The organism is Chryseobacterium balustinum, from assembly GCF_900168205.1.
Classification (GTDB): domain Bacteria; phylum Bacteroidota; class Bacteroidia; order Flavobacteriales; family Weeksellaceae; genus Chryseobacterium; species Chryseobacterium balustinum.
In genome coordinates this window covers 576424-589168 of the sequence record NZ_FUZE01000001.1, presented here as the reverse complement: position 1 = coordinate 589168, position 12745 = coordinate 576424, and the positions used below count along the sequence as shown (strand labels likewise).

20 protein-coding genes are annotated in these 12745 nt (G+C 35.3%); 1 reads left to right on the top strand and 19 read right to left on the bottom strand.

Annotated elements, in window-relative coordinates:
- Positions 1-54: 54 nt before the first annotated feature.
- Both B5X64_RS02895 and eno read right to left on the bottom strand, forming a co-directional pair.
- Entirely contained in the window at positions 55-1341 is a 1287-nt protein-coding gene (locus tag B5X64_RS02895) for a citrate synthase (protein WP_079463791.1), read from the bottom strand.
- An 81-nt stretch (positions 1342-1422) separates the two neighbouring features.
- Positions 1423-2715 carry a phosphopyruvate hydratase gene (gene eno, locus B5X64_RS02890; protein WP_079463790.1) on the bottom strand — a complete coding sequence of 431 codons (1293 nt, stop codon included), beginning with the start codon at positions 2713-2715 and terminating at the stop codon, positions 1423-1425.
- A gap of 148 nt (positions 2716-2863) precedes the next feature.
- Between eno and B5X64_RS02885 the strand changes: the two genes are divergently transcribed.
- Positions 2864-3283, top strand: a complete 420-nt coding sequence (locus B5X64_RS02885) for a hypothetical protein (RefSeq protein WP_079463789.1) — start codon at positions 2864-2866, stop codon at positions 3281-3283.
- A gap of 192 nt (positions 3284-3475) precedes the next feature.
- Here B5X64_RS02885 and B5X64_RS02880 read toward each other — a convergent pair whose 3' ends face one another.
- From B5X64_RS02880 to rplE, 17 genes are all read right to left on the bottom strand, one after another.
- On the bottom strand, positions 3476-4294 hold the full coding sequence (locus B5X64_RS02880) for a GLPGLI family protein (protein WP_079463788.1): 819 nt from the start codon (positions 4292-4294) through the stop codon (positions 3476-3478).
- Between the two features lie 140 nt (positions 4295-4434).
- Positions 4435-4953, bottom strand: a complete 519-nt coding sequence (rplQ, locus tag B5X64_RS02875) for a 50S ribosomal protein L17 (protein WP_079463787.1) — start codon at positions 4951-4953, stop codon at positions 4435-4437.
- Between the two features lie 6 nt (positions 4954-4959).
- Positions 4960-5955: a DNA-directed RNA polymerase subunit alpha gene (locus B5X64_RS02870; protein WP_066679830.1), complete on the bottom strand. Its 996-nt coding sequence runs from the start codon at positions 5953-5955 to the stop codon at positions 4960-4962.
- Between the two features lie 33 nt (positions 5956-5988).
- The gene (rpsD, locus tag B5X64_RS02865) at positions 5989-6597 is read right to left on the bottom strand and encodes a 30S ribosomal protein S4 (RefSeq protein ID WP_079463786.1); all 609 of its coding nucleotides are present in this window, start codon (positions 6595-6597) and stop codon (positions 5989-5991) included.
- A gap of 19 nt (positions 6598-6616) precedes the next feature.
- The gene (rpsK, locus tag B5X64_RS02860; RefSeq protein WP_066679832.1) at positions 6617-7006 is read right to left on the bottom strand and encodes a 30S ribosomal protein S11; all 390 of its coding nucleotides are present in this window, start codon (positions 7004-7006) and stop codon (positions 6617-6619) included.
- Positions 7007-7018: 12 nt separating this feature from the next.
- Positions 7019-7396, bottom strand: a complete 378-nt coding sequence (gene rpsM, locus B5X64_RS02855; protein ID WP_034678036.1) for a 30S ribosomal protein S13 — start codon at positions 7394-7396, stop codon at positions 7019-7021.
- A 3-nt stretch (positions 7397-7399) separates the two neighbouring features.
- The gene (rpmJ, locus tag B5X64_RS02850) at positions 7400-7516 is read right to left on the bottom strand and encodes a 50S ribosomal protein L36 (protein WP_007839480.1); all 117 of its coding nucleotides are present in this window, start codon (positions 7514-7516) and stop codon (positions 7400-7402) included.
- Between the two features lie 113 nt (positions 7517-7629).
- On the bottom strand, positions 7630-7845 hold the full coding sequence (infA, locus tag B5X64_RS02845) for a translation initiation factor IF-1 (RefSeq protein WP_055861802.1): 216 nt from the start codon (positions 7843-7845) through the stop codon (positions 7630-7632).
- Positions 7846-7848: 3 nt separating this feature from the next.
- Positions 7849-9228 (bottom strand): preprotein translocase subunit SecY, encoded by a 1380-nt coding sequence (gene secY / locus B5X64_RS02840; protein WP_066679833.1) that lies wholly within the window; start codon positions 9226-9228, stop codon positions 7849-7851.
- Between the two features lie 9 nt (positions 9229-9237).
- A complete protein-coding gene (rplO, locus tag B5X64_RS02835; protein ID WP_066679834.1) occupies positions 9238-9687 on the bottom strand; it encodes a 50S ribosomal protein L15 in 450 nt (149 codons plus the stop codon).
- 19 nt (positions 9688-9706) lie between these two features.
- Positions 9707-9883, bottom strand: coding sequence for a 50S ribosomal protein L30 (gene rpmD / locus B5X64_RS02830; protein ID WP_007839493.1), 177 nt, complete (start codon positions 9881-9883; stop codon positions 9707-9709).
- Between the two features lie 10 nt (positions 9884-9893).
- A complete protein-coding gene (rpsE, locus tag B5X64_RS02825) occupies positions 9894-10415 on the bottom strand; it encodes a 30S ribosomal protein S5 (protein WP_056026804.1) in 522 nt (173 codons plus the stop codon).
- A gap of 18 nt (positions 10416-10433) precedes the next feature.
- On the bottom strand, positions 10434-10787 hold the full coding sequence (rplR, locus tag B5X64_RS02820; protein WP_079463785.1) for a 50S ribosomal protein L18: 354 nt from the start codon (positions 10785-10787) through the stop codon (positions 10434-10436).
- Between the two features lie 14 nt (positions 10788-10801).
- A complete protein-coding gene (rplF, locus tag B5X64_RS02815; protein ID WP_066679836.1) occupies positions 10802-11347 on the bottom strand; it encodes a 50S ribosomal protein L6 in 546 nt (181 codons plus the stop codon).
- A 17-nt stretch (positions 11348-11364) separates the two neighbouring features.
- Positions 11365-11763 carry a 30S ribosomal protein S8 gene (rpsH, locus tag B5X64_RS02810; protein ID WP_079463784.1) on the bottom strand — a complete coding sequence of 133 codons (399 nt, stop codon included), beginning with the start codon at positions 11761-11763 and terminating at the stop codon, positions 11365-11367.
- A gap of 147 nt (positions 11764-11910) precedes the next feature.
- The gene (gene rpsN / locus B5X64_RS02805) at positions 11911-12180 is read right to left on the bottom strand and encodes a 30S ribosomal protein S14 (protein WP_047442254.1); all 270 of its coding nucleotides are present in this window, start codon (positions 12178-12180) and stop codon (positions 11911-11913) included.
- Between the two features lie 3 nt (positions 12181-12183).
- Positions 12184-12735 carry a 50S ribosomal protein L5 gene (gene rplE / locus B5X64_RS02800; protein ID WP_066679838.1) on the bottom strand — a complete coding sequence of 184 codons (552 nt, stop codon included), beginning with the start codon at positions 12733-12735 and terminating at the stop codon, positions 12184-12186.
- Positions 12736-12745 lie beyond the last annotated feature (10 nt).

Below are 12745 nucleotides of genomic sequence, written 5' to 3'. Positions count from 1 at the left end.
AAAAAATCCCAAAGCAAAAAACTTTGGGATTTATATTTATTTGAGAAAACAATATTATCTGTTTGCAATATCGATATAATCTCTTTTTTGAGCTCCTTGGTAAACCTGTCTTGGTCTTCCGATCGGGTCTCCTTTTAATCTCATTTCTTTCCATTGAGCGATCCATCCCGGAAGTCTTCCCAATGCAAACATTACTGTAAACATTTCTGTCGGAATTCCTAACGCTCTGTAGATAATTCCAGAATAGAAATCTACGTTTGGATATAATTTTCTTTCGATGAAGTATTCGTCTTCCAATGCTACTTTTTCTAACTGCATCGCAATGTCAAGCGCTTTATCTTCAATACCTAAAGCAGCTAATAAATCGTCAGCAGCTTTTTTGATGATTTTTGCTCTTGGATCGAAGTTTTTGTAAACTCTGTGTCCGAATCCCATCAAACGGAAGCTATCGTTTTTATCTTTCGCTTTAGCTACCCATTTGTTAACATCTCCACCGTCTTTTTCGATCAATTCAAGCATTTCGATAACAGCCTGGTTTGCACCACCGTGAAGTGGTCCCCAAAGTGCAGAAATACCTGCAGAAACTGAAGCGAAAAGGCCTGTATGAGCAGAACCTACCATTCTTACAGTAGATGTAGAACAGTTTTGCTCGTGGTCAGCGTGAAGGATTAATAATTTATTTAAAGCAGCAGTAACTACAGGGTTGATTACAAACTCTTCGTTTGGTAATCTGAAAGCCATTTTATAGAAGTTTTCTACATAATCAAGGCTGTTATCTCCGTGGTTTAATGGTAAACCAAGAGTTTTTCTGTACGTCCAAGCTGCAAGGTGGGCAAATTTAGCAATCAATAATTCTGCTGCAAGATCCATCTCTTCTTTAGATTGTACATTAACAGATTTAGGATTAAATGCTGTTAACGCAGAAGTAAGAGTAGATAAAACTCCCATTGGGTGAGCAGAACGAGGGAAAGCATCGATGATCTTTTTCATCTCCTCTGCTACGAAGTTATATTTTTTGATATTACCGTTGAAAGTATCAAGCTGATCTTCTGTAGGCAATTCACCGTGCAATAAAAGATACATTACCTCAGTAAAGTTTGATTTCTCAGCAATTTGCTCGATAGGATAACCTCTGTAAAACAACTCTCCTTGGTCACCATCAAGATATGTGATCTCACTTAATGTAGCTCCTGTATTTTTGTACCCTAAATCTAAGGTAATAAGACCCGTTTGGTCTCTTAATTTTGAAATATCTATTCCTCTGTCTCCGATTGTACTATCTACGATAGGATATTCATACGAATTACCGTCATAATTCAATATAACTTTGTTGTCTGACATTATATAATATTTTATTTAAATTTCTTAAAAATACACAAAAAACAGCAATACCAAAAAAGTTTGCTGTTTTTTTTATTTAATTTATCTATTTATTTTGAAAGCATCTAAACCAGGGAAATAAGCAGTATCTCCCAAAGCTTCTTCAATTCTTAATAGTTGGTTGTACTTAGCCATTCTGTCTGATCTTGAAGCCGAACCAGTTTTGATTTGACCACAATTCATAGCAACTGCTAAATCAGCAATAGTAGAATCTTCAGTTTCACCAGATCTGTGAGACATTACAGAAGTAAACTTGTTGTGCTGAGCCATTTGTACTGCATCCATTGTTTCAGAAAGAGAACCGATTTGGTTTACTTTTACCAAGATTGAGTTAGCAATTCCTTCTTTAACTCCTCTTGATAATCTTTCAACATTTGTTACGAATAAATCGTCACCAACTAGCTGTACTCTGTCACCGATTTTGTCAGTTAACATTTTCCAACCTTCCCAGTCATTTTCCTGCATACCATCTTCGATAGAGATAATTGGATATTTATTTGCCAACTCAGCAAGGTAAGAAACCTGCTCGCTGCTTGAGAACTGAGGCGCATCTGCAGTCTGGAATTTTCTGTAATCGTAAATTCCGTCTTTGTAGAATTCTGAAGCTGCACAGTCTAATGCGATCATTACATCGTCACCTGGCTTATATCCTGCTTTTTCAATTGCCTGAAGCAAAGTATCTAAAGCATCTTCAGTCCCTTTGAAAGTTGGTGCGAAACCACCTTCATCACCTACCGCAGTAGAAAGACCTCTTGAATGAAGAATAGATTTCAGGTTGTGGAAAATTTCAGTACCTTTTCTTAATGCATGAGAAAAAGAATCTGCTTTTACCGGCATTACCATAAATTCCTGGAAAGCAATCGGGGCATCTGAGTGAGAACCACCGTTGATTACATTCATCATCGGAACAGGAAGTGTATTTGCATTTACACCACCTACATATTTATATAAAGGCATTTTAAGTTCAGCAGCAGCAGCTTTTGCAGCAGCCAAAGAAACTCCAAGAATTGCGTTTGCTCCTAAGTTTCCTTTATTGTTTGTACCATCTAGCTCAATCATAATCTGATCGATAAGATTCTGATCAAAAACAGGAAGACCCACCAATTCAGGTGATATTACTTCTCTTACATTTTCTACAGCCTTGGAAACCCCTTTTCCCATCCATTCAGAACCACCATCACGCAATTCTACCGCTTCATGCTCTCCAGTAGATGCACCAGAAGGAACTGCAGCACGACCCATCGCACCACTTTCTGTAAATACATCAACTTCAACTGTAGGATTTCCTCTTGAATCCAAAATTTGTCTCGCTTCTATGTAAGAAATGTAACTCATTTTTTATCTATTTTATAGTTTATACAAATTTACTCAAAAATTAACTTTTTTCAATTAATTAGCAACCTCTTTTATTTAAATATGAGTTAAATTTTAGTTAATTTTACATTGGTAACAATATGCACTACAATAGATAAATTTAAATAATATGATTAAAAAAATTATTACAGTCACTATAATATCATCTTTAATAATTGCTTGCAAGAAAGAAGAGAATAAAGGTGTTATAAAAGCTGATCCAGCACCCACAGAAGTTCTTACTGATAATGGAGCACTGGATTCTACGATTGCTTACAAAACCGACATCGAAGGTAATAAAAGCATAAAAACAGATTTCGTTTACAAAGCGACCGACAAGTCTTTGGTAAAAGTGGTTTTCAACTATGACCCTAAAAACAGAACTGTTTCTATCACCAATAACAATAAAACATTTGTACTGGAAAAATCTGAAGCCAAGGTACATGAAACAACTTATAAAAAAGACGATATGACTGCTACCGTAAAAGGAGATAGTTTAATCATTCATCAAGGTAATAATATTATTGAATTGGAAAGAACCAAAATTTAAAACATACAAAAGAGTTAGTTTCATAACTCAATGATATGGATTGAGAATCCACTGTATGAAAACCATTCTGCGACACTAGGTCGATAAAGATCATTAAAAGAGTCCGTTTTCACTAGCTGTGAGACGGACTCTTTTTATATCTGAAAGAACTAAAATCAGCATAGGGTACTATGAAATTTCTACAACTACTTCCTATTTATACTTCACTGCCTTATCTAGTTCTATAGGATTATAATTATTGATGATCTCGAGCTGGTAATCTTTTTTAATACTTTTCAATCCTTCTACACTGTTAATTTCTTTATCAAAAAGAGTTAAGCCCCAAGTTCCTTCTTTCATTGTATAGTATTCGCTGAACGGATTATTATAGTTATCTATCAACAATTTCTGATATTGTTTTAACGTAATCGATATTGGATTTAACCCCAAATTAGATTCAACAACATTAGAAGTATCATATACTGATAGTGCTTTGTTAAGAGATACTAATGTATAATTAAAATTATTATTGGTATCTTTTATTTCAAAGATTAATCCTGGCAATCCTCTAAATTTATAAGGTCCTTCCGAAACCGGTATTTCAATAGAAAACCAAGCAATCCATTTTCGACCTCCCCAAATAGCCTCCGCTTTTTGTAATTTGTAATTGTTTAAGAGTTTTGTCTGTGATAGTATTTTCCATTTAATCTCATCCGTAGAAGAATAATTATAATATTTATCACTTACGGTCACAAAATTTTCATTTTTAAAAGAACCTGTTTTTCTTTTTATTACCTGCTGTACAGGAAAACCATAAGATAGTATAGCACCACTTCTTACCAAGGAATCTAATTTGATTAATTTTTTATAATAAAACTTCGAGTCATCTTTATGTACATCAAGTACCATTTCAATATGATCACTACTGGGATTCAATGAATCTAATTTATAACTAAAATCATATATTACTCTATAGTCTTGCGAGTAAGAATATTGAATAAAAAACAGAAAAAACAAAAAACATTTATACATTAATTGATATCATTTTAAAAATAAGTATAAAAAACATTGAAGCTTACATTAAAATATTTAAAAAATGGAGGTTTTAAAATATTCCACAAAAAAAACCGCTCAGAAATCTGAACGGTTTTTTTTATATATCTGAATGAATATTATTCTCCAGCTTTTTCTTCAGTAGAATCAGTTGATTCAGCTTTAGCCTCTTCAACTTTTTCTTCTGCTACAGGAGTAGCTTCAACAGCTACTTTTGCAGTAGTAGATCTTCTACTTCTTCTTGTCGTCTTTTTCTCCTCAGCATTAGGATTGTAAAGTTCGTTGAAATCAACAAGCTCGATAAGAGCCATGTCAGCAGCATCACCTTTTCTGAAACCAGTCTTGATGATTCTTGTATAACCTCCGTTTCTTTCTGCGATTTTAGGAGCTACTGATCTGAAAAGTTCAGTAACAGCCTCTTTACTTTGAAGATATGAAAAAACAATTCTTCTATTGTGTGTAGTATCTTCTTTTGCCTTTGTTAATAGAGGCTCAACATATACTCTTAAAGCTTTCGCTTTAGCTACAGTAGTGTTGATTCTCTTATGCTCAATTAGAGAACAAGCCATATTAGAAAGTAACGCGCTTCTGTGAGAAGAAGTTCTTCCTAAGTGATTGAATTTTTTACCGTGTCTCATTATTATTTAATTATCAGCGTCTAATTTATATTTTGCAACGTCAAAACCGAAGTTAAGACCTTTTGAATGCACCAATTCTTCTAGTTCTGTCAAAGATTTTTTACCAAAATTTCTGAATTTCATCAAATCAGACTTACTGTAAGAAACAAGCTCACCAAGAGTTTCTACTTCAGCTGCTTTTAGACAGTTTAGGGCTCTTACAGAAAGATCCATATCTGCTAATTTAGACTTAAGTAATTGTCTAGTGTGAAGAGTTTCTTCATCGTACTGAATAGATGCTTTCACAGCTTCCGTCTCCAAAGTGATTCTCTCATCAGAGAACAACATGAAGTGATAAATTAATATCTTAGAAGCTTCAGTTAAAGCATTCTGAGGGCTGATAGAGCCATCAGTTTCTATATCTAATACAAGTTTTTCGTAGTCTGTTTTTTGCTCTACACGGTAATTTTCAATACTATACTGTACTTTTTTGATCGGCGTAAAGATAGAGTCAATAGCAATAGTTCCTACAGGAGCATTGTTTGACTTATTTTGTTCGGAAGGAACATACCCTCTTCCCTTTTCTATGTTGAACGTAATTTCAAAAGTGACATCCGAGTTTAGGTTACAAATCATCAATTCAGGATTCAAGATTTCAAATCCGTTGATAGACTGTCCTAAGTCTCCAGCAGTAATAACAGTTTGACCAGAAACTTTAGCAACCACCTGCTCTGAAGCTTGGTTTTCTGCTGTAGCTTTAAGTCTTACTTGCTTAAGGTTAAGAATAATTTCGGTAACGTCTTCAATTACTCCTGGGATAGTTGAAAATTCGTGCTCTACACCTTCTATTTTGATAGATGAAATAGCGTATCCTTCCAGAGAAGAAAGCAACACTCTTCTCAAAGCATTACCGATTGTAAGCCCGAAACCTGGTTCTAAAGGACGAAATTCGAATTGACCTTTAAATTCATCAGAGTTAAGTAGAATTACTTTATCGGGTTTTATGAATTGTAAAATTGCCATATTGTTGGGTTGAGCAAAAATTTGATTAAAAAATTATTTAGAGTAAAGTTCGACGATAAGCTGTTCCTTGATGTCTTCCGGGATTTGGATTCTTTCAGGAGCAGTAATGAAGGTACCTTCTTTTTTCTCGTCGTTGAATTGTAACCACTCATAGTTTGCTTTTGATGCCAAAGCATCAGCAACAACCTCTAGAGACTTAGATTTTTCTCTTACAGCGATTACATCACCAGCTTTCACTAAATAAGATGGAATGTTAAGGATCTCACCATTCACAGTAATGTGTCTGTGAGAAGTTAACTGTCTTGCTCCAGATCTAGTTTTAGCAAAACCTAATCTGTAAACAACGTTATCCAATCTTGATTCGCAAAGTTGTAATAGTACTTCCCCTGTTACACCTTTACTTCTGTGTGCTTTTTCGAATAAGTTTGCAAATTGTCTTTCTAAAATACCGTAAGTATATTTAGCTTTTTGCTTTTCCATCAACTGGACAGCATATTCTGATTTCTTTGCTCCTCTTCTTTTGTTAACGCCATGTTGTCCTGGCGGTTGGTTTTTTCTTTTCTCGAAGTTCTTATCATCTCCGTAGATTGCAGCACCAAACTTTCTAGCAATCTTAGTTTTAGGTCCAATATATCTTGCCATAATGGGTAAATTCTAAAAATTAAACTCTTCTTCTTTTCGGTGGTCTACATCCATTGTGTGGCATTGGAGTAACGTCAATAATTTCGCTAACTTCGATACCTGAATTGTGAATAGTTCTGATTGCAGACTCTCTACCTGCACCAGGACCTTTCACATACACCTTTACTCTTCTAAGACCCGCTTCGTGAGCTACAGTAGAGCAATTTTCTGCTGCCATTTGAGCAGCAAAAGGAGTGTTCTTTTTAGAACCTCTGAACCCCATTTTACCGGCAGATGCCCAAGAGATAACCTCTCCGCTTTTATTTGTTAAAGAAATGATGATGTTATTGAAAGAAGCTTGAATATGCGCTTCACCAATAGCCTCAACTTTTACTTTTCTTTTTTTAACTACTTTAGTTTGTTTTGCCATAATTCCTAACGATTATTTACTTGCTTTTTTCTTGTTAGCAACTGTTTTTCTCTTTCCTTTACGGGTTCTCGAGTTGTTTTTCGTTCTCTGGCCTCTTAAAGGTAGTCCTAGTCTGTGACGTATTCCTCGTTGGCATCCTATGTCCATTAATCGCTTAATGTTCAATTGCACTTCAGATCTAAGCTCTCCCTCCACTTTAATGTTTTCTGAGATATAAGTTCTGATTGCAGCCAATTCATCGTCATTCCATTCGTTGACTTTCTTGTCTTCGCTGATACCGGCAGCCTTAAGGATTTCAGAAGAAGTACTTCTTCCAACTCCATAGATGTAAGTTAAACCGATAACACCTCTTTTGTTTTTTGGTAAATCAATACCTGAAATTCTCGCCATAATTTAGCCTTGTCTTTGTTTAAATTTGGGGTTTTTCTTGTTGATTACAAATAGTACACCTTTTCTGCGTACAATCTTGCAATCAGCACTTCTTTTTTTAATTGATGCTCTAACTTTCATTTTGAAAATTTTTGTTTTTTTTACTAGTCAAATGCAATCAGTGATTTCACTTGAAAATATTCATTTTTTAACAAGAGCCAAATGGAGACCCGAAGATTCCATTTGGCATTTGTTTAATATCTAAATGTAATTCTCCCCTTCGTAAGATCGTAAGGAGACATTTCTAATTTTACCTTATCACCAGGTAATAGTTTAATATAATGCATACGCATTTTGCCAGAGATATGAGCAATAAGTACATGCCCATTTTCTAACTCTACGCGGAACTGAGCGTTCGAAAGTGCTTCCGTTATAACGCCATCTTGTTCGATATGTTTTTGTTTTGCCATAAATTAATATCCAGTCGATCTTGATAATTTAGACTGCATTAAGCCATCATAATGATGATTCAGCAGATAAGTGTTAATCTGTTGAACAGTATCTAATACTACTCCAACCATAATTAGCAACGAAGTTCCCCCAAAAAATAAGGCGAACGCATCTGTCTGAACAAGACTTCCATGCACAATTGCCGGAAGGACTGCAAAGATAGATAAAAATATTGCACCTGGCAAAGTAATTTTTGATAAAATATCATCTAAGTAATCAGCAGTCTCTTTGCCGGGTCTTACTTTAGGTACCAAACCACCATTTCTCTTAAGATCATCGGCCATTTGGTTTACCGGAATTGTAATTGCGGTATAGAAAAATGAAAAGATAATAATCAATAGCGCAAACAATACATTATATTGCCAGCTAAAAACGTTTTTGAAACCTGCAAGAAAAGTATTAGACTCATCTACTTTAGTTAACAAACCAGGTACGAACATCAATGCCTGAGCAAAGATAATCGGCATTACACCAGCTGCGTTTACTTTTAGTGGAATCCACTGTCTTGCTCCTTGCATAAGATTTCTATTTACACCTCCCCTTGCCTGAGCTCTGCTTACATACTGAATAGGGATTTTCCTCACTGCAACAGATAATACTACTGCCAAAAGAACCACCAACATCCAGAATATTACTTCAATCATAATCATGATAGAACCTAAACCTCCTTTTCCATTCTGAACAGCGATTTCTTGTACAAATGCTTCTGGTAATCTAGATAAAATACCTACCATAATAAGGATAGAAATACCATTTCCAATACCTTTATCGGTAATTTTTTCACCTAGCCACATTGCAAATACAGAACCACCTACCAAGATAACAATACTTGGTAACCAGAACATAATAGAATTTGGATCTACAAAATATGCAGACTGGAACTGAGCATAAGGTAAAAATAATTGAGTAATAGAAGTTAAATAAGAAGGTGCTTGTACAAGACAAACCCCAATTGTTAACCATCTAGTAATTTGATTCAATGTGTTTCTACCAGACTCTCCGTCTTTTTGAAGTTTCTGAAGATAAGGAATTGCCATCCCCATCAACTGAACAATAATAGAAGCAGAAATATAAGGCATGATGCCTAACGCCATTACGGAAGCGTGGCTGAAAGCTCCTCCCGTAAACGACGAAAGCAAGCCAAGGAGACCTGCTCCTTGCTTGTTACCGCCTTGATTTTTATAATGCTCTAAGAGATCTCCTACTTCTGCAAGGTTAATTGCAGGTAAAGAGATGAAAGATGCGAATCTATACACAAGGATAATCCCTAAAGTAAATAGAATTTTATCTCTAAGTTCCTTAAGACTCCAAATATTTTTGAGGGTTTGTATAAATTCTTTCATTAGTAATTATTATAAGGTAATTGCTTTTCCACCTGCTTTAGCAATAAGCTCTTCAGCAGATTTAGTGAATTTGTCAGCAGTAATTGAAACCGCAGATTTCAATTCTCCTCTCCCCATAATTTTCACTATTTCATTTTTAGTAGCTAGACCGTGCTGTACCAAAACTTCTTTTGTAATATCTCCTGTTACAGATTTATTTTCAATTAAAATTTGGATATCATCAAGATTAATAGCTCTGTATTCTTTTCTGTTTACGTTTTTGAAACCGAATTTAGGTAATCTTCTTTGCAAAGGCATCTGTCCTCCTTCAAAACCGATTTTCTGAGAATAACCAGCTCTTGCTTTCTGACCTTTGTGACCTTTTGTAGAAGTACCTCCTTTTCCACTACCTTGTCCTCTACCAATTCTTTTTGAACTAAATGTAGAACCTGCAGCAGGCTTTATGTTGTTTAAATTCATTTTAAAATTATTTTAAAAATTATTTTTGAACTTCAAGTAAGTGACTAACTGCAGCTATCATTCCTAAAATAGAAGGAGTAGCTTCGTGCTCTACAACTTGGTGAAGTTTCTTAAATCCTAATGCTTCAAGCGTTCTCTTTTGGGTTTTTGTTCTACCAATAGCGCTTCTTACTTGTTTTACTTTAATTGTTGCCATTGTTTTATTATTAACCATTAAACACTTTAGTTAGAGAAACTCCTCTCATTCTTGCAATTTCTTCTGGTCTTCTGATGTCTAACAATGCTTTGAAAGTTGCCTTTACCACATTGTGAGGGTTTGAAGATCCTTTAGATTTTGAAAGGATATCGTGAATACCAGCAGATTCTAATACCGCTCTTACCGCACCACCTGCGATAAGACCTGTACCGTGAGAAGCAGGTCTCAAGAAGATATCTGCACCACCGTATCTTGCAGTAGTCTGGTGAGGGATTGTATGGTTCATTACAGGAACTTTTACTAAGTTTTTCTTAGCGTCTTCTACTGCTTTAGCAATAGCAGAAGCAACTTCCTTAGATTTTCCTAAACCAAAACCGATAGTTCCAGCTTCGTCTCCTACAACAACAATTGCAGAAAATCCGAAAGCTCTACCTCCTTTAGTTACTTTAGTAACTCTATTTACTGAAACGAGACGATCTTTAAGTTCTAATCCTCCCGGTTTTACTCTTTCTATATTATCTAGTCCTAACATATTTCCGAAATTTAATGATTAGAATTTAAGTCCTCCTTCTCTCGCACCATCAGCTAGAGCCTTAACTCTTCCGTGATATACGAATCCGTTTCTATCAAATACAATACTTTCGATTCCTGCAGCAAGGGCTTTAGCAGCGATTGCTTTACCTACAGCAGCAGAAACTTCACTTTTTGTTCCGTTAGCGTCTACTCCTTTCTCTCTAGAAGAAGCTGAAGCTAAAGTTTTTCCGTCTTTATCGTCGATTAACTGAGCGTAAATTTCCTTATTACTCTTATATACAGATAATCTTGGCAAATCAGCAGATCCAGAGATTTTTCCTCTTACTCTTCTTTTGATTCTTATTCTTTTTTCTAATTTACTTAGTGCCATTTTCTTAAATTTTATTAAGCAGATTTACCAGCTTTACGTCTTACAATTTCTCCTACGAATTTCACACCTTTTCCTTTGTATGGCTCAGGTTTTCTGAAAGATCTGATCTTTGCAGCTACCATCCCTAGAAGTTGGTTATCGTGAGACGTTAAAGTAATAATTGGGTTTTTACCTTTTTCAGTCAATGTATCAACTTTTACTTCGCTAGGAAGTTCTAGAACGATACCGTGAGAGAATCCTAAAGCTAACTCAAGTTTTTGACCTGCGTGAGAAGCTCTGTATCCTACCCCTACTAATTCTAGTTTCTTTTCGAAACCTTTTTCAACACCTAGGATCATATTAGCGATCAACGCTCTATATAAACCGTGAAGTGCTCTGTGTTGTTTAGCATCAGATGGCCTGTTAACAGTTAACGTACCTTCGTTTTGCTCAATAGTAATTCCTTCTGTAAGCTCCTGAGAAAGTTCTCCTTTAGGACCTTTTACTGTAACTACACCTTCTTTTTCAGAAACTGTGATACCAGCTGGAATTGTTATAATTGCTTTACCAATTCTTGACATTTTCCTTTGATTAAAAATTAATAAACATAGCAGATTACTTCACCGCCTACTTTCTCTTCTCTAGCTTTCTTGTCAGTCATTACTCCTTTAGAAGTAGAGATGATAGAAATACCCAAACCGTTTAGTACTCTTGGAAGTTCACCTGAACCTTTGTACTGTCTCAAACCTGGTCTAGAAGCTCTTTGAATGCTCTTGATTGCTGGTTTGTTGGTTTGCTTGTCGTACTTCAAAGCGATTTTGATTGTCCCTTGAACAGCGCTTTCTTCAAACTTAAAGTTTAAGATATACCCTTGCTCAAATAAGATTTTCGTAATCTCCTTTTTGATTTTCGATGCAGGAATTTCCACCACTTTGTGGCCTGCGCTTTGTGCGTTCCTTACTCTAGTTAGGAAATCTGAAATTGGATCTGTTACCATTTCTTTGTTTTAAATTATTGGTTAAAGAACAATCAGTTTTGAAAAGACTTGAAGATTAAAATATCAGACTTCAGAAGATCTTAGGTCTGATATTTATTTCTTTAGTATCTCGACAACTTAATTGTCCCGATTTTTAATGTGTAGTTATTACCAACTAGCTTTTTTAACTCCCGGGATAAGACCGTTATTTGCCATTTCTCTGAAAGTTACTCTCGAAATACCAAACGTTCTCATATATCCTCTTGGTCTACCTGTTAATTTACATCTGTTGTGTAATCTTACAGGAGAAGCATTTTTAGGTAATTTCTGAAGTCCTTCATAATCACCAGCTTCTTTAAGAGCTTTTCTTTTTTCAGCGTATTTAGCTACTGTAGCTTCTCTTTTGCGCTCACGCGCTTTCATTGATTCTTTAGCCATCTCTTAGTTCTTTTTGAAAGGTAAACCGAAGTGAGTTAATAATGCTTTAGCTTCTTTATCTGTTTTCGCAGTGGTAACGAAAGTAATGTCCATCCCTTGGATTTTCTTTACTTTGTCGATCACGATCTCAGGGAAGATAATCTGCTCAGTAATACCTAAGTTATAGTTACCTCTACCATCGAAACCGTCAGCTTTGATACCAGAAAAATCTCTGATACGTGGTAAAGCAGAAGCAGTAAGTCTGTCTAAGAATTCGTACATTTTGTGAGCTCTAAGAGTTACCTTAGCCCCTACAGGCATACCTTTTCTTAATTTGAAAGCAGCTTCATCTTTCTTAGAGATAGTACCAACAGCCTTTTGACCAGTGATATTTGTAAGTTCTTCTACAGCATAATCGATGATTTTTTTGTCTGCAGTAGCATCACCTAAACCTTGAGATAAAATAATTTTCTCTAGTCTTGGTACCTGCATTACAGACTTGTATCCGAATTCTTCCATCATTGCTGGAACAATCGTTTCATTATATGCTTTTTTGGGTCTTGCTATAAATTCCATGTGTTATTTA